The 20,943-nt window shown below is 68.9% G+C and carries 13 protein-coding genes; 2 read left to right on the top strand and 11 right to left on the bottom strand.

What is annotated here, in order from left to right:
- Positions 1-18: 18 nt before the first annotated feature.
- The 9 genes from OG245_RS30835 to ngcE form a co-directional block, all read right to left on the bottom strand.
- Positions 19-1,485 (bottom strand): amino acid permease, encoded by a 1,467-nt coding sequence (locus OG245_RS30835; protein WP_371626616.1) that lies wholly within the window; start codon positions 1,483-1,485, stop codon positions 19-21.
- A 405-nt stretch (positions 1,486-1,890) separates the two neighbouring features.
- Positions 1,891-3,804, bottom strand: coding sequence for a 1-deoxy-D-xylulose-5-phosphate synthase (gene dxs, locus OG245_RS30830; RefSeq protein WP_371626615.1), 1,914 nt, complete (start codon positions 3,802-3,804; stop codon positions 1,891-1,893).
- A 163-nt stretch (positions 3,805-3,967) separates the two neighbouring features.
- Entirely contained in the window at positions 3,968-5,269 is a 1,302-nt protein-coding gene (locus tag OG245_RS30825; protein WP_371626614.1) for a sugar ABC transporter permease, read from the bottom strand.
- Positions 5,266-6,054, bottom strand: coding sequence for an ATP-binding cassette domain-containing protein (locus OG245_RS30820; protein WP_371628033.1), 789 nt, complete (start codon positions 6,052-6,054; stop codon positions 5,266-5,268). The genes OG245_RS30825 and OG245_RS30820 overlap by 4 nt, the downstream gene beginning before the upstream one ends.
- Before the next feature lie 281 nt (positions 6,055-6,335).
- On the bottom strand, positions 6,336-7,448 hold the full coding sequence (locus OG245_RS30815) for a sugar ABC transporter substrate-binding protein (protein ID WP_371626613.1): 1,113 nt from the start codon (positions 7,446-7,448) through the stop codon (positions 6,336-6,338).
- A gap of 120 nt (positions 7,449-7,568) precedes the next feature.
- Positions 7,569-8,768 (bottom strand): ROK family protein, encoded by a 1,200-nt coding sequence (locus OG245_RS30810; protein ID WP_371626612.1) that lies wholly within the window; start codon positions 8,766-8,768, stop codon positions 7,569-7,571.
- 213 nt (positions 8,769-8,981) lie between these two features.
- Positions 8,982-9,920: a carbohydrate ABC transporter permease gene (locus OG245_RS30805; protein ID WP_371626611.1), complete on the bottom strand. Its 939-nt coding sequence runs from the start codon at positions 9,918-9,920 to the stop codon at positions 8,982-8,984.
- Entirely contained in the window at positions 9,920-10,840 is a 921-nt protein-coding gene (locus OG245_RS30800; RefSeq protein ID WP_371626610.1) for a carbohydrate ABC transporter permease, read from the bottom strand. Before OG245_RS30800 ends, OG245_RS30805 begins: the two co-directional genes overlap by 1 nt.
- 49 nt (positions 10,841-10,889) lie before the next feature.
- Positions 10,890-12,335, bottom strand: coding sequence for an N-acetylglucosamine/diacetylchitobiose ABC transporter substrate-binding protein (gene ngcE / locus OG245_RS30795; protein ID WP_371626609.1), 1,446 nt, complete (start codon positions 12,333-12,335; stop codon positions 10,890-10,892).
- A gap of 503 nt (positions 12,336-12,838) precedes the next feature.
- Between ngcE and OG245_RS30790 the strand changes: the two genes are divergently transcribed.
- The gene (locus tag OG245_RS30790; RefSeq protein WP_371628032.1) at positions 12,839-16,723 is read left to right on the top strand and encodes a GH92 family glycosyl hydrolase; all 3,885 of its coding nucleotides are present in this window, start codon (positions 12,839-12,841) and stop codon (positions 16,721-16,723) included.
- Between the two features lie 60 nt (positions 16,724-16,783).
- Here OG245_RS30790 and OG245_RS30785 read toward each other — a convergent pair whose 3' ends face one another.
- Entirely contained in the window at positions 16,784-17,401 is a 618-nt protein-coding gene (locus tag OG245_RS30785; protein WP_371626608.1) for a histidine phosphatase family protein, read from the bottom strand.
- A gap of 97 nt (positions 17,402-17,498) precedes the next feature.
- On the opposite strand from OG245_RS30785, the gene OG245_RS30780 reads away from it, so the two are divergent.
- Positions 17,499-18,110, top strand: coding sequence for an FxLYD domain-containing protein (locus OG245_RS30780; RefSeq protein WP_371626607.1), 612 nt, complete (start codon positions 17,499-17,501; stop codon positions 18,108-18,110).
- A gap of 85 nt (positions 18,111-18,195) precedes the next feature.
- Here the strand turns inward: OG245_RS30780 and acnA are convergent, their stop codons facing one another.
- On the bottom strand, positions 18,196-20,910 hold the full coding sequence (gene acnA, locus OG245_RS30775; protein ID WP_371626606.1) for an aconitate hydratase AcnA: 2,715 nt from the start codon (positions 20,908-20,910) through the stop codon (positions 18,196-18,198).
- Between the last annotated feature and the right edge of the window lie 33 nt (positions 20,911-20,943).

Below are 20,943 nucleotides of genomic sequence, written 5' to 3'. Positions count from 1 at the left end.
GCCGGACCGGCCCGGACGTCAGCGGCCCTCCTCGGCCATACGGCTGTGGGAGCGCCCGTACACGAAGTAGATGATCACCCCGAGGACCATCCAGGCGCCGAAACGGACCCAGGTCTCCACCGGGAGGTTGAGCATCAGCCAGACCGACGCGGCCACCGAGGCGATCGGGAGCACCGGCACCCACGGGGTACGGAACGCGCGGGGCAGGTTCGGCTGGGTGCGGCGCAGGACCAGGACGCCGAGGGCGACGACGACGAACGCGAAGAGCGTGCCGATGTTCACCAGGGTGGCCAGTTCCTCGATGCTCGTGAACCCGGCGACGATCGCGATCACCACGCCGAGCAGGATCGTCGGGCGGTAGGGCGTGCGGAAGCGCGGGTGCGTCTTGGAGAAGAAGCGCGGGAGCAGGCCGTCGCGGCTCATCGCGAAGAAGACCCGGGTCTGGCCGAGCAGCAGGATCATGCAGACCGTGGTGAGTCCGACGGCCGCGCCGAAGCTGATCAGCCCGGCGTAGAAGGGGTGCCCGGTGGCCTTGAAGGCGTCGGCGAGCGGGGCGCTGACGGAGAGTTCGCGGTAGTTCTGCATGCCGGTGACCACGATGGAGACCGCCACGTAGAGCACCGTGCAGATGATCAGCGAGCCGAGGATGCCGCGCGGCATGTCGCGCTGGGGCAGCTTGGTCTCCTCGGCGGCGGTGGCCACCACGTCGAAGCCGATGAAGGCGAAGAAGACGATGGAGGCGGCCGTGAAGATGCCCATCACGCCGAAGTTCGTGGGTTCGTAGCCGAACATGAGCTGTACGAGCGGCGCGTCCCAGCCGGAGCCGGCGGGCTGCTTCTCGGCCGGCGGGATGAAGGGCTTGTAGTTCTCGGCCTTGATGAAGAACAGGCCCGCGATGATCACCATGAGGACCACCGCGACCTTGATCGCCACCACGACCGAGGTGACCCGGGCGGACAGCTTCATGCCGACGACGAGGATCGCGGTCAGCACCAGTACCAGGGCGAAGGCAAGGATATCGAAGCCGAAACCTTCCGCCACGTCCGTGCCCGAGAGCACCTCGGGCATCGTCCAGTCGACGTTGTCCATCAGCGAGCGGACGTAGCCGGACCAGCCGACCGCGACCACCGCGGTACCCAGCGCGAACTCCAGCACCAGGTCCCAGCCGATGATCCAGGCGACCAGTTCGCCGAGGGCCGCGTACGCGAAGGTGTAGGCGGAGCCGGCGACCGGGACGGTGGAGGCGAACTCGGCGTAGCAGAGCGCGGCCAGCGCGCACACGACGCCGGCCACGGCGAACGCGATGGCGGTGGCGGGGCCCGCCGTCTCCTTGGCGACCTGTCCGGTGAGGACGAAGATGCCGGTGCCGATGACAACGCCGACGCCGAAGACCGTCAGGTCCAGGGCGGAGAGGGACTTCTTGAGCGCGTGTTCCGGCTCCTCGGTGTCACGGATCGACTGTTCGACGGACTTGGTGCGGAACATGCCGTTTCCGCGGGGTGGTGTGACCTGCGCGCTCACCTGCGATACCTCCACGCATTCGTTGTGAACGCCATGATGGGGACGCTGCCGCAGGTGAACGCGCCATCTGGCCCGTTTCATGCGAATGGGCCGGGAGAACCACCCGTACAGGGGTGGTTCTCCCGGCCCATCGGCCGTACGGGGCCAGGGCGTGTTTCGAAAGTAGCGCCGTCCGCCCGGAGGGCGGGCTCGGCGGCGTCTGGTGCGTGCGATCGCAAGGCGGAGGGTCGCCCCGATACTGGATGTATCGGGGCGATCCCGACAACGCGGCGAGGGATGGGGCCTCCCCTGCTCGAGCGAAGCCGAGAGCTTGGGGAAGTGCCAGGCGTCGCCGAGCAGGCGGGACTTTCGAAACACGCCCTAACTGCCTCAGTCGCGGGCGGGCTCCACCGCGCGGCTCTCGAAGCGGCCGTCGAGCTTGGCGACCAGGCCGGTGACCTGCCGGGCGATGTCCGGCGCGGTCAGTCCGATCTCGGCCATGACCTCGCCGCGCGAGGCGTGGTCGAGGAAGACCGGCGGGATGCCGAAGTCGCGCAGCGGGACGTCGACCCCGGCGTCGCGCAGGGCCTGGGCGACGGCGGAGCCGACGCCTCCGGCGCGGCTGTTGTCCTCGACCGTGACGACGACGTGGTGGCGCTCGGCGAGCGGGGCGAGCGCCTCGTCGACGGGCTTGACCCAGCGGGGGTCGACGACGGTGCTGGAAATGCCCTGGGCGTCCAGCAGGTCGGCGATCTCCAGGCACATCGGGGCGAGCGCGCCGACGGAGACGATCAGGACGTCCGGGCGGGCGGCCTTCGGCTCGCGCAGGACGTCCATGCCGCCGACCCTGCCGACCGCCTTGACGGCGGGGCCGACCGCGCCCTTGGAGAAGCGGACCACGGTGGGCGCGTCGTCGACGGCGACGGCCTCGCGCAGCTGGGCGCGGACCTGGTCGGCGTCGCGCGGGGCGGCGATCCGGAGCGTGGGCACGCACTGGAGGATCGACATGTCCCACATGCCGTTGTGCGAGGCGCCGTCCGTGCCGGTGATACCGGCCCGGTCCAGGACGAAGGTCACGCCGCACTTGTGCAGGGCGACGTCCATCAGGACCTGGTCGAAGGCGCGGTTGAGGAAGGTGGCGTAGACCGCGAAGACCGGGTGGAGCCCGCCGGTGGCGAGGCCGGCCGCGGAGGCGGCGCCGTGCTGCTCGGCGATGCCGACGTCGTAGATCCGGTCCGGGAAGGCGGCCTCGAACTTGCCGAGGCCGACCGGCTGGAGCATGGCCGCGGTGATGGCGACGATGTCCTCGCGCTCGTGGCCGAGCTTGACCATCTCCTCGCCGAAGACGGAGGTCCAGTCGAGGCCGGAGGTGGAGATCGGCAGGCCGGTGTCCGGGTGGATCTTGCCCACCGCGTGGAAGCGGTCGGCCTCGTCCTGGAGGGCGGGGGTGTAGCCGCGGCCCTTCTCGGTGAGGCAGTGCACGATGACCGGGCCGCCGAAGCGCTTGGCGCGCTGGAGCGCGGATTCCAGGGCCTCGATGTCGTGGCCGTCGATCGGGCCGACGTACTTCAGGCCGAGGTCCTCGAACATGCCCTGAGGGGCGATGAAGTCCTTGAGGCCCTTCTTGGCGCCGTGCAGGGTCTCGTACAGCGGGCGGCCGACGACGGGCGTGCGCTCCAGGATGTCCTTGCCGCGGGCCAGGAACCGTTCGTAACCGTCGGTCGTACGGAGCGTGGCGAGGTGGTTGGCCAGGCCGCCGATGGTCGGGGCGTAGGAGCGCTCGTTGTCGTTGACGACGATGACGAGGGGGCGGTCCTTGGCGGCGGCGATGTTGTTCAGCGCCTCCCAGGCCATACCGCCGGTGAGCGCGCCGTCGCCGATGACCGCGACGACGTGGTCGTCCTTCTTCAGGACCTCGTTGGCCTTGGCCATGCCGTCGGCCCAGCCGAGGACCCCGGAGGCGTGGCTGTTCTCGATGACGTCGTGGTCGGACTCGGCGCGCGAGGGGTAGCCGGAGAGACCGCCCTTGCTCTTGAGCCGGGAGAAGTCCTGGCGGCCGGTGAGCAGCTTGTGCACGTAGCTCTGGTGGCCGGTGTCCCAGAGCACCTTGTCCCGGGGCGATTCGAAGACCCGGTGCAGGGCGATGGTCAGCTCGACGACGCCGAGGTTGGGGCCGAGGTGTCCGCCGGTCTTGGAGACCGCGTCCACGAGGAAGGTGCGGATCTCCTCCGCGAGCTGGTCCAGCTCACCGAGGCTGAGCCGGTCCAGGTCGCGCGGTCCCTTGATGCGGGTCAGCAGATCCACCCGTGCCTCCTTGCGTTTGAGCTGATCGAGCGTGCCGATCCGATGAGTCTAATGTTCCGCTCGCGACGGCGGGCATCGGGCGGCCCTGTTCGCCCACGGAATGCCGGACACACGCGGGTGCCCGGCACCCCTGGGGGCGCCGGGCACCTGCGCGGTTGTCCGGTCAGGCGCGGCCCGCGGTCTTCTGGGTCCTACGGGTGACGGAGTCGATGACGACCGTGGCGAGAAGCACGGCGCCGGTGACCATGTACTGGATCGGGGTGGCGATGCCCTCCAGTGACAGTCCGTACTGGATGGAGACGATCACCATGACGCCGAGCAGCGCGTTCCAGGTGCGGCCCCGGCCGCCGAAGAGGCTGGTGCCGCCGATGACGGCCGCCGCGATGACGTTCATCAGGAGGTCGCCGGTGCCGGAGCCCTGGTTGGCCGCCGCGATCTTGGAGGCCCAGAACAGGCCGCCGATCGCCGCGAAGGTCCCCGCGATGGAGAAGACGGAGACGCGGATCGCGGTGACGTTGATGCCGGCCCGCCGGGAGGCCTCGACGCTGCCGCCGAGCGCGAAGATCTTCCGCCCGTAGGCCGTACGGCGGAGCACGAAGTCCGTGCCGACCAGGACGATGAGGAAGAGGACCAGGGCGAGCGGCAGGCCGCGGTACTGGTTGAACATGTACGCGGCGGCGAAGCCGAACACGGCGATGACCGCGGTGCGCACGAGGATGTCGGCGAGCGGGCGGGCCGGGATGCCGGCCGCCTCGCGGCGGCGGGTGTCCAGGAAGGCCGCGGCGAAGTAGCCGACGACCGCGATGGCGGCGAGCCCGTAGGCGGCGGCGACGTCGGTGAAGTAGTACGTGGTCAGCTTGCCGACCACGCCGTCGCCGTCCAGGTTGATCGTGCCGGAGTCGCCGAGCAGCTGGAGCATGAAGCCGAGCCAGAACAGCAGGCCCGCCAGGGTGACGGCGAAGGCGGGCGCCCCGACCCGGGCGAAGAAGAAGCCGTGGATCGCGCCCATCACCGCGCCGCTGACGACGGCGACGAGGATCGCCAGCCATTCGTTCATGCCCTGGGTGACGCTGAGCACCGCGACGAGGGCGCCGGAGACACCGGAGACGGAACCGACCGAGAGGTCGATCTCGCCGAGCAGCAGGACGAAGATGATGCCCACGGCCATCATGCCGGTGGCGACCATCGTGGTGGCGATGTCGCTGATGTTCTTCGCGGAGAGGAACTCGGAGTTCATGCTCTGGAAGACGATGGCGATGATCGCGAGGCCGACGATCACCGGGATCGAGCCCAGGTCGCCGCCGCTGATCTTGCGCTTGAACTCGGTGACGTAGCCGCCGAGGCCCTGCTCGCGGATGAGCAGGCGGGGGTCGATCACCGTGGCGGCGCCCTCGGCCGCGTCCGGGTTGCCGACCGGCGGGGCGTCGGCCTTGTCCAGCGAGGTGGCGGACTTGTCGGTGGTCACTTGGAAACCTCCGCGTTGCGCGCCGCACGTCGGGTCACGGCGTTGTCCGTGGCGCCCGTGATGGCGGAGATGATCTCTTCCTGGGAGGTGGTCCTCACGTCGAAGACACCGTTGTTCCGGCCCAGCCGGAGCACGGCGACCTTGTCGGCGACGGCCTTCACATCGGCCATGTTGTGGCTGATGAGGATGACGGCGTGGCCGCGCTCGCGCAGCCGCTCGACGAGGTCGAGGACCTGGGCGGTCTGCTCGACGCCGAGGGCCGCGGTCGGCTCGTCGAGGATGACGAGGCGGGGCTCGCCGAGCATCGAACGGGCGATCGCGACCGTCTGGCGCTGGCCGCCGGAGAGCGAGGCGATCGGGATGCGGACGCTCGGGATGCGGATGGAGAGCGTGGACAGCAGCTCGCGGGAGCGGCGCTCCATCTCCACCTCGTCCAGGATGCCGAACCTGCGCAGTTCGCGGCCGAGGTAGAGGTTGCCGACGACGTCGATGTTGTCGCACAGCGCGAGGTCTTGGTAGACGGTCGCGACGCCGAGGTTCTGGGCGTCGTGCGGCTTGGTGATCTGCACGGTCCTGCCCTCCCACTCGATGACGCCGTCATCGATGGGGTGCACTCCGGCGATCGTCTTGACCAGCGTTGATTTACCGGCGCCGTTGTCGCCCACCAGGGCGACCACCTCGCCGGCGTGGACCTCAAGCTCTACATCGGTGAGTACCTGGACGGCACCGAAGCGCTTGGAGACCCCTCGCAACGCCAACACGGGCGTAGCGGACACATGAACCATCTCCTTCGCCGCCTGACCGGCGGGGATGCCGCGCCCGGGGGAAGGCGCGGCGGTGTCGAGCACAGAGGGAAAGCGGAGGTGAAGCGTTCCGTCCGACGCCCCGCCCGGTAGCGGGACGGTTGGTGTGCGGGGCGCCGGACAGGCTTCGTGGCGCGCGTGCGGGCCGGGGTGCGACGGGCACGTGCGCGGGCGGTGGGGCCGCCGGCGCCCTCGCGGGGATCGCGGCGGGCGGGGCGGCGGGCGGGACCCGGCGGCTCGGGGGCGGGCCGGGTCCCGGGGGGCTACTTCAGACCGATCTTGTCGCAGGCGGCCTTGTACTTGGCCGAGCAGATCTCGTCCAGCGTCCAGATGCCGTCCTTGATGACGGTGTCCTTGATGTTGTCCTTGGTCAGCGAGACGACCGGGACGAGGACCGTCGGGATGCCCTTCTGGCTGGCGTTGTCGACCTTGGAGGTGGCGATGGAGTCGAGCTTCTCGCCCTTGGCGAGGGCGACGGCCATCTCCGCGGCGACGATGCCCTCGGCGGGGTAGGACTTGTAGACGCTCATGAACTGCTCACCGGTGACGATGCGCTGCACGCCCGCCAGCTCGGCGTCCTGGCCGGTGACCGGCGGGAGCGGCGAGAGGCCGGCACCCTTGAGGGCGGTGATGATGCCGCCCGCCATGCCGTCGTTGGCGGAGTAGACGCCGTCGATCTTGTCCTTGCCGAGCGCGGTGATCGCCGCTTCCATGTTGGCGTTGGCGTTCTCCGGCTTCCACTCCTTGGTGTCGTACTCCTTGCCGTACTTCACCTTGCCGTCGAGGACGGACTTGGCGCCCTTCTTGAAGAGGGCGGCGTTCGGGTCGGTGATCGCGCCGTTCATCATCACGATCGTGCCGCCGTCGGCCTTGTCGCCCAGGGCCTCCAGCAGGGCGGTGCCCTGCGCGCGGCCGACCTCTTCGTTGTCGAAGGAGGTGTAGGCGTCGATGGGGCCCTCGGCGAGGCGGTCGAAGGCCACGACCGGGATGCCCGCGTCCTTGGCCTTCTTGACGCTGTTCTCGATCGCCTTGGCGTCCACCGCGCCGATGATGAGCGCGTCGACCTTGTTGGTGATCATCGTGTCGATCTGCTGCGACTGGGTGGTCGCGTCCTGCTTGGCGTTGTTGTAGGTGACCTCGGCCTTGCCGTTGGTCAACTCGCTGATCTTCTTCTCGATGATCGGCCGGTCGAACTTCTCGTAACGGGCCGTCTGGTTCTCGGGAAGGAGCAGACCTATCTTCAGGTCGTCGCCCTTCTTCTCCGAGCCTCCTTCGGCCTTGTCACCGGACTCCTTGGCACTCCCGCAAGCGGCCAGCGAGACCGCCATCGTGGTGGCGGCAACGGCAACGGCGGCACGACGCATACGCGTGTTCATTCTCGAACCTCCCTGACGAGGCCGCGACGTTGCGGCCGAGGTGGCTGGAAGTCAACTCGGCCCCAGCGTCAGCGTCAAGGAGTAAATCCTTAACGAGATGACAACGGTGCCATTCGTTATCTAAGTGAAGGCAGGAGTCGCCGCAGACAGGTTGCTCTCCAAAAGGGTTGAATCCCCCATCTCGCTGAGGACCAGGGCGAGAGCGCCCAGGACCTCGGCACGCCCGCCGAGCGCGCCGGGCAGCACCGAGAGCTGCCGGGCGGCGCTGGGGATGGCGTAACGCGACACGGAGTCCCGTATGGGTCCGAGGACCAGCTCCCCGGCCTCCGCGAGGGAGCCGCCGAGCACGACGCGGCTGGGGTTGAGCAGATTGCACAGGTTGGCCACGCCGCTGCCGATGTGGCGGCCCACGTCGCCGATCACGCGGCGGCAGCCCGGATCGCCCTCCCGCGCCAGCTGGACCACCCGCTCCATGGTGAGCCCGGGGCCGTGGCTGGGCTGGAGCAGCGGCAGGACGTAGCGGGCGGCGGTGAAGGTCTCCAGGCAGCCGCGGTTGCCGCAGCGGCACACCGGGCCCGACTCGTCGAGCGTGATGTGCCCGATCTCGCCGGCCGTGCCGCCGGGGCCCCGGTAGATGGTCCCGTCGATCACCAGACCGGCGCCGACGCCGCTGGCGACCTTGATGTACGCGAGGTCCTTGACGCCCCTGCCGCTCCCCCAGACCAGCTCGCCCAGCGCCCCGAGATTGGCGTCGTTGTCGACGTACACGGGCACGCCGAGGCGGCCGGAGAGCTCCTCGCTGGGGTTGATGCCCGTCCAGCCCGGCAGGATCGAGGTGGAGCCCAGAGTGCCGGACTCGACGTCGATGGGGCCCGGCACGCCGAGGCCGATGCCGATCACCTTGTCCGGGCCGATCCCGGTGGCCTCGATCAGCCGCTTGACCAGCACTTCCGCCCGGTCGAAGCCCTCGGCGGACGAGGCGTCCACGTCCAGCGGCTCGGACTCCTCGGCGAGCACCTGGTGGGCGAGGTTGCCGACGGCGACGCGCAGGTGCGTGTGGCCGAAGTCGACGCCGATGACGATGCCCGCGTCGCCGCTGAGCGAGACGCTGCGGGCCCGCCGGCCGCCCGCCGAGGTGGGAGTGACCTCGACCGTTCCGCCGTCCTTCAGCTCCCGGACGATATTGGAGACGGTGGCCGCGGAGAGCCCGGTGCTCCGGGCGATCTCCGCCTGGGTGAGCGATCCCGCCATCCGTACGGCGCGGACGACCCGCTCCAGATTGGCCCTGTGCAGCGATGTCTGCGACCCGGGAGTCTCCATCGACTCATCCACTCCTGCCCTTGGCGGGCGGTCCCTGAGGACCGCCCCGGCCGGGGCCGCAGCGATGAGACCCCGGCTTCCTCCAACATGTGAACTCTAAGCTGACCGTTCGGGGGTGCCTCCCGTCAAGACCTGAGCACGCGCACACCACGACGGCCCGGTGCCCCGGCGGAGGGACTCCGCCGGGGCACCGGGCCGTAGGTGGGACGCGGGCTACTTCAGGGCGCCCGCCGTCAGGCCGGAGACGACCTGGCGCTGGAAGATGATGTACGCCGCCAGCACGGGCAGCATCGCGATCACCAAACCGGCGAAGAGACCGGAGTAGTCGCCCTTGTAGCCCTGGCTGGAGGCCAGCTCCACCAGGCCCTGGGCCAGCACCCGCTTCTCCGGGTCGGTGTTCAGCACCGTGGGCAGCATGTACTGGTTCCACTGCCCCAGGAAGTTGAAGATGCCGACGCTGATCAGGCCGGGCTTGGCCATCGGCAGCATGACCTGGAAGAACGTGCGGGTGTGCGAGGCCCCGTCGATGATCGACGCCTCCGCCACCGAGGTCGGCAGCGTACGGAAGAACGAGGTCAGGAAGAACACGGTGAACGGCAGCGAGTACGCGATGTACACGAGGATCAGGCCGTGGATCGTGTTCAGCAGGCCCATGTTGTCCATGACGTAGAACAGCGGGACCAGCGCCAGCATGATCGGGAAGCTCATGCCACCGACGAACAAGAAGTAAATGAAGCGGTTGCCCGGGAACTCGAAGCGGGCGAGCACATAGGCGGCCATGGACCCGAGCACCAGGGTGCCCGTGAGCGACCCGCCCACCACCAGGATGGTGTTCAGGAAGTACTCGCTCATGTGGGCCTGGCTCCAGGCCCGGCCCCAGCTGTCGAAGTTCAGCGAATCGGGCAGCGACCACGGGGTGTTGAAGATGTCCGCGTCCGTCTTGAACGAGGACATCACCGCCCAGAACAGCGGCAGGACGACCATGATCGCCCACAGGATCAGCATCCCGTGCGAGAAGACGTTGAGGACCTGGCCCTCGCTCTTCTTCGCGGGGGCCGAGGGCGTCTTGCCCACCGGCCCGGTGCGCTGGGCGGGCACCTTCGTCGCTTCGGCGCCGGAGGGGTCGGAGGGAGGGGTGTCAGTGGTCTTCATCAGAACTCCAGCCGCTCGCGCCGGCCCACCCGCATGACGATGGCGGCGAACGCCAGCGTCACGAGGAGCAGGGCGACACCGATCGTGGTCGCGTAGCCCGCCTGTCCGTCACGGAACGCCGACTGGTAGACGTACAGCGGCAGGACGGTGGTCGAGTAGTCGGGCCCGCCGGGACCGACGCTCATGATGTGGACGATCGCGAAGCCCTCGGCGCCGAGCGCCAGGATGCCCATGTAGACCCAGCCGGACTGGACCGTGTCCCACAGCAGGGGCAGCGTGATCCGGAAGAAGGTCGTGAAGCGGCTCGCCCCGTCCAGCAGGGCGGCTTCGTAGAAGTCCTTGGGGATGGAGGCCATGCCCGCGGAGAACAGCACCACGAAGAAGCCGGTCGTGCACCAGACGAGGACCGCCATGATGACCCACAGGGCCAGCTGCGGATCGCCCAGCCAGGTCGGCACGTCGTCGAAGCCGACGGCCTTGAGCGTGCCGTTGATCATGCCCTGGGCCGGGTCGAAGGCGAACTGGAACAGGATGGCCACGATCGCGATCGACAGCACCTGCGGGAAGAAGTAGGCGATCTTGTAGAAGCCGGAGCCCCGTACGCCGGCGATCGCGGCGCCCTTGCGGCGCCGCCCGCCCACGTTGAGCATGAAGGCGAAGAAGAGCGCGAGCCCCAGCGTCACCAGCGGCAGCAGCACGGCCAGCAGCACGCTGTGCTGCAGCGATTTCCAGAAGATGTCGTCATCGAGCATCTTGGTGTAGTTGTCGAACCCGACCATCTTGAAGTCGGGACTCAACCCCGTCCAGTCCGTGAACGAGTAGTAGATGGACTGGATGAAGGGCCAGATGACGAAGATGACGTACAACGCCATCGGGACCACCAAGAACCCGATTATGAACCGGTATTTACCGTGTTGCATCGTTACCGACTCCGACCTTCCCCTGCTGCCCGCCGCTGGTGACGCGTGGTCACTGGTGCCTGAAGTGCTTGATGGACTGGTCCTTGGCGGTCGCGTCGGCGAAGGCCTGGATCTTCTTGATGGTCTCGGCCGGCTTGGCGCGGCCGGCCATCATCTCGCCGAGCGCGGCGACGCCGATCTGCTCCTTCTGGAGCTTCACGTACCAGTCCTGCAGGCGCGGGTTGACCACGTTGGTGCCGGCCTTCTCCAGCGCGGCGACACCGGACTTCAGGCCGTCGGACAGCTCGATGCCGTCCGTGCCGCCGTTGAAGGCGGAGAGCGACTTGGTGCTGCTGGTGAAGGACTTGGAGGAGGCCTCGCTGAGCATGATGCGCAGCTGCTCCATGCCGCCCGCGGCGTTCTTCGCCTTGCTCGGGACGATGAACGGCTCGCCGCCGGACGCCCAGAGGGTGCCGAAGGGCAGCTTGTCGGAGGAGTCGAGGCTGGAGGGAGCGCCCACGGACAGCTTGAAGTCCTTGGGGATGATCGCCGCTTCCTCGTTCTCGACCCAGGAGCCGTTCGGGATGAACAGCGCCTTGCCGCGGGCCCACGCGCCCTGGGAACCGCGGTGGTCCAGGCCCGGGGTGCCATCGAGGATGTAGCCCTTGGCGACGAGCTCGTAGTACGCCTCGAAGGCCGCCTTGACCGCGGGGTGCTCCCAGGCCTTCGGCTCCAGGTTGTCGATGGCGTCGAGGACCTCGACGCCGCCGATCTTGCCGATGAAGGGGTACAGCGAGAAGGGGATGTAGTAAGGGTGCTTGCCGGGGTAGGTCCAGCCGGCGATGCCCTCCTTCTTCGCCTTCGCGCAGAGCGCGAGCATGTCGTCCCAGGTCTCCGGGTACGCGGAGTCGAGCTTCTCCAGCGCGGTCTGCGAGTACCAGACGCCGTAGACCGTGTACGCGTAGTACATGATCCAGACCGGGTCGCCGTCGAACTGGCCCATCTCGATGATGCCCGGCCGCAGGGTGTCGCGGACCTTCTTGGCGGGGTCGTCGATGGAGGGGGCGTCGAGCAGCGGGGTCAGGTCGGTGAGCTGCTTCTTGCCGACCAGGACGCCCATGTCCATCTGCTGGGCACCGGAGTTGTCGATCAGGTCCGGCGGGGTACCACCGTTGAACCGCGGCTGAAGAACCGACTGGATCTTCTGCGTCGCGGAGAACTTGACCTTCGCATCGGGATAGGTCTTCTCGTAGACGGCCTTGGCGTCCTCGGCGTACTTCGTGCCGAAGCCACCGTCGAAGATGACGATCTCCAGCGGTGCGCTGCCGTTGACGGCCAGCGGGTTCTTCTCGGTCTTTTCGCCCTTTTCGACCTTGTCGTCGCTGCTGCTGTCGCCGCTCGCGCAGGCGGACAGGAAGCTCATCGTCGGAACAGCGATCAGGCCGAGTGCGGCAGAACGCTTGATCAGATCGCGACGGCCAAGGCCCTCATTGTTGTGGGCGGAGGTGGATCCCATGCTCAAGTCCTCGCCTTCTCCAGGACTCAGGCGGTGTACCGGTCACCCGTCGAAAATTCGCCTCAGGCGAAGGGCCCCGCCACCGCGGTCAGTTGCGCTTGGGTTGTGCGGATATGCAGATGTACCGGACATGCCGGTGCAGTGGGGTGCCGGGAGACCGTACAGCGAGGACACCTCCGGCGTCCTCGCAACCGTCCCTGTTTCCCCCGCGCGCACGTCCGCGTGAAGCGGCCGTGCGGTGCCGACAGGTATAGTCCACTTGTCGCCAACTGAGCAAGATCGAAAGCAGGTTTGGGCGGCAGTCTTTCCCGAGTTGAGACCTCACGGACACCTCGGCACCCCGCGCCCTCCTCCCGCGGCGACTATTTCCCCATACCGGCCGATTCGCCGAGGGACCTCGCGGCAACACCCTTGACACGTCCCGCCACTTGGATCCCTACTGGACCTTGCATCCCAATATGACAACGTTGTCCATGCATTTTCCCGGGGAGGAACGGCTCGGCATGCAGCCACCACGCGGTATCGATCACGGATCCGACCAGACCCCTCACGCGGCCCCCCGCCCGGCTCACCGCCGGAGACGGACCCCCACGGCGGCCGCCCTGGCCGCCTCCCTCGCCCTGGTGGTGATCGCCCCAGCGGTCGCCACCGCCCAGCCCTCGTCGCCGGACCGGAAGCCGTCCGGCGACCGCGCCTTCTCCACCTCGTTCGAGGCGGACGAGAGGCAGCCCGACTGGCGCAGCACCGTCGAGGAGGGCCCCGACGGCGAGAAGCGTGCCTCGGGCGTCGACGGGGGCTTCTCCTCCGGCATACCGGGCAATGTCACCGACCGGGTGACGGAGCTGCGCGCGAGTGCCGAGAACACCGCGGGCGGCGAGGTCAAGGAGAACCTCGTCGACGTCGAGCCGGGCTCCAAGTGGCTGACGTTCAAGCCCACCGGCTGGGTCGAGTTCGATCTGGACGAACCCGTCAAGGTCGTGACGTACGCCCTCACTTCGGCCAACGACCACGCCGAGCGCGACCCGAAGAACTGGACGCTCAAGGGCTCGGCGGACGGCAAGGAGTGGACCGACCTCGACACCCGCACCGGCGAGACCTTCACCAAGCGGCACGAGACGAAGCGTTACGACTTCGCGGGCGACACCGCCTACCGGCACTTCCGCCTGGAGATCACGAAGAACAACGGCGCGCCGGACGCCCTCCAGCTCGCCGACGTTCAGTTCTCGAACGGTGACACCTCCGCGCCGGTGCCCGACGAGATGCGCAGCCAGGCCGACCGCGGCCCCTCCGGGTCTCCCACCGCCAAGTCCGGCGCGGGATTCACCGGAAAGAAGGCACTGCGTTACGCGGGCACCCACACGCCCGACGGACGCGCCTACTCGTACAACAAGATCTTCGACGTGAACACGGCCGTCACCAAGGACACCGAGCTGTCCTACCTGGTCTACCCGCAGATGGGCGAGACCGACCTGAACTATCCGGCCACGCACGTCGCGGTGGACCTGGCCTTCACCGACGGCACGTACCTGAGCGAGCTGAAGGCCACCGACAGCCACGGCGGGCTGCTCACGCCGCGGGGCCAGGCGGACGCCAAGCGCCTCTACGTCAACCAGTGGAACAAGGTCGCCGCCCGCCTCGGCACGGTCGCCGCGGGCAAGACCGTCGACCGGATCCTGGTGGCGTACGACTCACCCAAGGGGAAGGCGAAGTTCCAGGGCTGGATCGACGACATCACGATCGCCCCGAGGAAGCCCGAGAAGCGCAAGGCGCACCTGTCGGACTACGCGCTGACGACCCGGGGCACCAACTCCAGCGGCGGCTTCTCGCGCGGCAACAACATTCCGGCCACCGCCGTCCCGCACGGCTTCAACTTCTGGACGCCGGTCACCAACGCGGGCACCACCAGCTGGCTGTACGACTACCACCGGGGCAACAACGCGGACAACCTCCCGACGCTCCAGGCCTTCGCCGCCAGCCATGAGCCGAGCCCCTGGATGGGCGACCGGCAGACCTTCCAGCTGATGCCGTCGGCCGCGAGCGGCACCCCGGACGCGTCCCGGACGGCCCGCGCGCTGCCCTTCCGGCACGAGAACGAGACGGCGAAGCCGCACTACTACGGCGTCACGTTCGAGAACGGCCTCAAGGCCGAGATGACGCCGACCGACCACGCGGCCCGGATGCGGTTCACGTATCCCGGCAAGGACGCCGCCCTGATCTTCGACAACGTCACGAACGACGGCGGTATCACGCTGGACCCGAAGACCGGATCCTTCTCCGGCTACACGGACGTCAGGAGCGGCCTGTCCACGGGCGCGACCCGGATGTTCGTGTACGGCGTCTTCGACGCGCCGGTCACCGACAGCGGCAAGCTGAAGGGCGGCGGGGGCGACGACGTCACCGGGTTCTTCCGCTTCGACGCGGGCAAGGACCGCACGGTCGACCTGCGGCTGGCCACCTCGCTGATCGGCGTCGACCAGGCGAAGCAGAACCTGGCCATGGAGATCCCGGAGTCCACCTCCTTCGACCGGGTGCAGCGCAAGGCGCAGGGCGCCTGGGACGACATCCTGCGGACCGTCGAGGTCGAGGGCGCGAACGCGGACCAGCTGACCACCCTCTACTCCAGCCTGTACCGCCTCTACCTCTACCCGAACTCCGGCCACGAGAAGGTGGAGGGGAAGACCAAGTACGCCAGCCCCTTCTCCAAGGCGGTCGGTGAGAACACCCCGACGCGGACCGGCGCGAAGATCGTCGACGGCGAGGTGTACGTCAACAACGGGTTCTGGGACACCTACCGCACGACGTGGCCCGCCTACTCCTTCTTCTCCCCGAAGAAGGCCGGCGAGCTGGTGGACGGTTTCGTCCAGCACTACAAGGACGGCGGCTGGACCTCGCGCTGGTCCTCCCCCGGCTACGCCGACCTGATGACCGGCACCAGCTCGGACGTGGCGTTCGCCGACGCGTACGTCAAGGGCGTGAAGTTCGACGCCGAGGCGGCGTACGACGCGGCCCTCAAGAACGCCACCGTGGCCCCGCCGTCCTCGGGCGTCGGCCGCAAGGGCCTTCAGACCTCGGTCTTCACCGGCTACGCGGACACCGAGACCCACGAGGGCCTGTCCTGGTCCCTGGAGGGCTACGTCAACGACTACGGCATCGCCCGGATGGGCCAGGAGCTGTACGAGAAGACGAAGAAGGCGCGGTACAAGGAAGAGTCCGCGTACTTCATGAACCGGGCGCAGAAGTACGTCAAGCTCTTCGACGACAAGGCCGGGTTCTTCCAGGGCAAGAAGCCCAACGGCGACTGGCGCCTGCCCTCCGGGGAGTACGACCCCCGCGTCTGGGGCTACGACTACACCGAGACCAACGGCTGGGGCTACGCCTTCACCGCCCCGCAGGACAGCCGGGGCCTGGCCAACCTGTACGGCGGCCGCGCGGGTCTGGGCGAGAAGCTGGACACGTACTTCTCGACGCCGGAGACGGCGGGCCCGGAGTTCGTCGGCAGCTACGGCGGCGTCATCCACGAGATGACCGAGGCGCGTGACGTGCGGATGGGCCAGTACGGGCACAGCAACCAGGTCGCCCACCACGCCACGTACATGTACAACGCGGCCTCGCAGCCGTACAAGACGCAGGAGAAGGTCCGCGAGGTGCTGGGCCGGCTGTACGTCGGCAGCGAGATCGGGCAGGGCATCCACGGCGACGAGGACAACGGCGAGCAGTCGGCCTGGTTCCTCTTCTCCTCGCTCGGCTTCTACCCGCTGGTGATGGGCAGCGGGGAGTACGCCATCGGCTCGCCGCTCTTCAAGAAGGTAACCGTCCGCATGGACAACGGCCGCAAGCTGGTCGTGAAGGCCCCGAAGAACAGCGAGAAGAACATCTACGTGCAGGGCGTGAAGGTCAACGGCAAGAAGTGGGCCTCCACGGCGCTCCCGCACGACGTCCTGGCCAAGGGCGGCACGCTGGAGTTCGCCATGGGCCCGAAGCCGTCGGCCTGGGGCACGGGCAAGGACGCGGCCCCGGTCTCCGTCCAGAAGGACGACAAGGTCCCGACGCCCAAGGGCGACGCGCTGAAGGGCGAAGGCGCGCTCTTCGACGACACCTCCGCCACCTCGGCGACGGTGGAGCGGGTGGAGCTGCCGGTGTCCTCGGCCACGAAGGGCGTCCAGTACACGCTGACGTCGGCGGCGGCCGACAAGGCGCCGGAGGGCTGGACGCTCCAGGGGTCGACGGACGGCGAGAGGTGGACCGACCTCGACCGCCGCTCCGGCCAGTCGTTCGCCTGGGACAGGCAGACCCGGGTGTTCTCGGTGGCGAAGCCCGGCTCGTACGCGAAGTACCGGCTGGTGCTGACGGGTTCGGCGACGCTCGCGGAGGTGGAGCTGCTCTCCTGACCCGTACGCGACGGGCGTCGGCGGCCGGTACCCCGAGGGCGGGGTGCCGGCCGTCGGCGTTCACGTCCGCTGGAGGTTCTCGGGCAGGGCGACGTTCAGGGCGGCGACGACCGGGCGGCCGTGTTCCGTGCCGAGCCGGGAGAGGGCGCCGGTGGCCAGCTGGAAGAGCCGCCCCTCGGCCGGGGTCAAGCCGAGGTAGCGGGCGGTGAGGACGCGCAGGAAGTGCGAGTGCGCGACGAGCACGGTGTCCGCGCTCCCGATTCCGTCGGCGGCGGACCGGACGCCCGCGAGGACCTGGTCGGCCCGCTGCCCGATCTGGCCGGGGCTCTCGCCCGGGTGCTCGTCGGAGCCGGGGTCGACGCCGTCGGTCCACAGGTTCCAGAAGGGCCGGGTGCGGCGGATCGCCGGGGTGGTGATGCCCTCGTAGCCGCCGTAGTCCCACTCCCGCAGTTCGGGGGTGACCCGGGGGTCGGGGAGTCCGGCCAGCTCGGCGGTGCGGCGGGCCCGGATCATCGGGCTGACGAGGGTGAGCCCGATGTTCCGGTCGGCCAGCAGCGGGACGAGCGCGCGGGCCTGGCGCTCCCCGACGTCGGTGAGCGGGAGGTCGGTGTAGCTCGTGTGCTGTCCGGAACGGGACCACTCGGTCTCGCCGTGCCGGATGAGGATCAGCTCGCCCATGGGGTCCGTTCGCTTTCTGTACAGGTGGCGCCGGTCGTGCGGGTGCGGCCACGTACCGTAAGTCCCTCACCTGATCCTTTTCCCGTGGGGGGACCGCATGTCCGACTACTTCCCGCCTCCGCCGCCCGAACAGCCGCAGCCGGAACACCGGCCTCCGGTCGGTGCGGCGGCGCCTTCGCCGTGGGCTTGCCCCGCGCCGCCGCCGGGCAAGCGGCGCACGGGGCTGATCGTGACGCTCGCCGTGGGCGGCGGGCTGGTCGTGGCGGGGGCGACGGTGGCGCTCGTCCACGCGTTGATGGAGTCGGTCCCGGACTCCATCGCGCTGCCGCCCGAGCGGTCGGACGCGCCCTACTCCCAACCGTACGGGGAGGAGCCGTACGCCGAGGAGCCCTTGCACGAGGAGACGGTGGAGCCCGTCGCGCCCGGGCCGCCCGCCGAGGGGGACGTCACGGTCACGACGTGCACGCGCGACTCCCTGATCGGCTGGCCGCACGCGGACCTGAAGATCGTGAACAACTCCGGCGCTCCGGCGGCGTACATCGTGTCCATCACGTTCGTGGACGGGGACGGCTCCGTGGTGTCCGACGGCATCGCGACCACCGAGGAGGTGGCCCCCGGCGCGTCGGTCAAGGTGCGGGCCCAGGGGTCCGGCGAGGTGGCCGCGGGCACGAAGTGCCGGATCGCCGAGGTCGACCGGCACGCGCTGTGACGATCCGTCAGCGCGACCGCACGCGGGAGGGGCCGCACTCCGGGTCATCCCCGGGGTGCGGCCCTTCCCGCTCGGTCCGGCCCGCCTACTTGCGGATCAGGCTGCGGAGCACGTACTGGAGGATGCCGCCGTTGCGGTAGTAGTCCGCCTCGCCGGGGGTGTCGATGCGCACGACACCGTCGAACTCCACACCGGTGTCGGTGGTGACCTTGACCGTGCGCGGGGTGGTGCCGTTGTTCAGCTCGGTGACGCCGGTGAAGGAGAAGGTCTCCTCGCCGGTGAGGCCGAGGGTCTCGGCGGTCTGGCCCTCGGGGAACTGGAGCGGGAGGACGCCCATGCCGATGAGGTTCGAGCGGTGGATGCGCTCGTAGGACTCTGCGATGACGGCCTTGACGCCGAGGAGCGCGGTGCCCTTGGCGGCCCAGTCGCGGGACGAACCGGAGCCGTACTCCTTGCCCGCGAGGATCGCGAGGGGGGTGCCGGCGGCCTGGTAGTTCTGCGAGGCGTCGTAGATGAACGACACCGGGCCGTCACCCTGGGTGAAGTCGCGGGTGTAGCCGCCCTCGGTGCCCGGCGCGATCTGGTTGCGCAGGCGGATGTTGGCGAACGTGCCGCGGATCATGACCTCGTGGTTGCCACGGCGCGAGCCGTAGGAGTTGAAGTCACGGCGCTCGATGCCGTGCTCGGTGAGGTACTTGCCGGCCGGGGTGTCGGCCTTGATGGCGCCGGCCGGGGAGATGTGGTCGGTGGTGACCGAGTCGCCGAGCTTGGCGAGCACCCGGGCGCCGGTGATGTCCTCGACCGGGGTCGTCTCCATCGTCATGCCCTCGAAGTACGGGGGCTTGCGCACGTAGGTGGACTCGGAGTCCCACTCGAAGGTGTTGCCGGTCGGGATCGGCAGCGCCTGCCACTGGGCGTCGCCCGCGAAGACGTCCTGGTAGGACTTGTTGAACATGTCCTCGCCGATGGCGTTCGCCACGACGTCGTTGACCTCGGCCTCGGAGGGCCAGATGTCGGTCAGGTAGACCGGCTTGCCGTCCTGGTCGACGCCGAGGGCGTCCTTGGTGATGTCGACCTTCATCGAACCGGCGATGGCGTACGCGACGACCAGCGGCGGGGACGCCAGGTAGTTCATCTTGACGTCGGGGTTGATCCGGCCCTCGAAGTTGCGGTTGCCGGAGAGCACCGAGGTGACCGCGAGGTCGTTCTCGTTGACCGCCTTGGAGACCTCCTCCGGCAGCGGGCCGGAGTTGCCGATGCAGGTGGTGCAGCCGTAGCCGACGAGGTTGAAACCGACCTTGTCGAGGTACGGGGTCAGGCCCGCCTTGTCGAAGTAGTCGGTGACGACCTTCGAGCCCGGGGCGAGGGTGGTCTTGACCCACGGCTTGCGGGTCAGGCCCTTCTCGACCGCCTTCTTCGCCACGAGCGCGGCGGCGACCATGACGTAGGGGTTCGAGGTGTTGGTGCAGGAGGTGATCGCGGCGACGGTGACGGCGCCGTGGTCGATCTCGTACGTCGAGCCGTCGGGGGCCGTGACCGTGGTCGGCTTCGACGGGACGCCGTTGGAGGAGGCCGGGGAGTCGGAGGCCGGGAAGGACTCCTTGCCCGCCTCCTCGTCGTCGGCGACGTAGTTGCGGACGTCCTGGGCGAACTGCGCCTTGGCGTTGGCCAGGACGATGCGGTCCTGCGGGCGCTTCGGGCCGGCGATGGAGGGGACGACCGTGGAGAGGTCGAGCTCCAGCTTCTCGGAGAAGTCCGGCTCGGCGGCCGGGTCCAGCCAGAGGCCCTGCTCCTTGGCGTACGCCTCGACGAGGGCGACCTGCTGGGCGTCGCGGCCGGTCAGACGCAGGTAGTTCAGCGTCTCGTCGTCGATCGGGAAGATCGCGGCGGTGGAGCCGAACTCCGGCGACATGTTGCCGATGGTGGCGCGGTTGGCGAGCGAGGTGGCGGCGACGCCCTCACCGTAGAACTCGACGAACTTGCCGACGACGCCGTGCTTGCGGAGCATCTCGGTGATGGTCAGCACGAGGTCGGTGGCCGTGGTGCCGGCCGGGAGCTCGCCGGTCAGCTTGAAGCCGACGACGCGCGGGATGAGCATGGAGACCGGCTGGCCGAGCATCGCGGCCTCGGCCTCGATGCCGCCGACGCCCCAGCCCAGCACACCGAGGCCGTTGACCATGGTGGTGTGCGAGTCGGTGCCGACGAGGGTGTCGGGGTACGCCTGGCCGCCCCGGACCATGACCGTACGCGCCAGGTGCTCGATGTTCACCTGGTGGACGATGCCGGTGCCCGGGGGGACGACCTTGAACTCGTCGAAGGCGGTCTGGCCCCAGCGCAGGAACTGGTAGCGCTCCTTGTTGCGGCCGTACTCCAGCTCGACGTTCTGGCCGAAGGCTTCCTTGGTGCCGAACTTGTCGGCGATGACGGAGTGGTCGATGACCAGCTCGGCCGGGGCCAGCGGGTTGATCTTCGCCGGGTCCCCGCCGAGCTCCTTGACGGCCTCACGCATGGTGGCGAGGTCCACGACACACGGCACGCCGGTGAAGTCCTGCATGATCACGCGGGCCGGCGTGAACTGGATCTCCTGGCTGGGCTGCGCCTGGGAGTCCCAGCCGCCGATGGCCCGGATGTGGTCGGCGGTGATGTTCGCGCCGTCCTCGGTACGGAGCAGGTTCTCCAGCAGGACCTTCAGGCTGTACGGGAGGCGCGCGGAGCCCTCTACCTTGTCCAGCTTGAAGATCTCGTACGACTCGTCGCCCACGCGCAGCGTGCTGCGGGCGTCGAAGCTGTTCGCCGACACGACAGTCTCCTTCTTCAATGTGCGCGTATCTCC

This window comes from Streptomyces sp. NBC_01116, from assembly GCF_041435495.1.
Taxonomy (GTDB): domain Bacteria; phylum Actinomycetota; class Actinomycetes; order Streptomycetales; family Streptomycetaceae; genus Streptomyces.
This window is presented reverse-complemented; position numbering and strand designations above follow the sequence as displayed.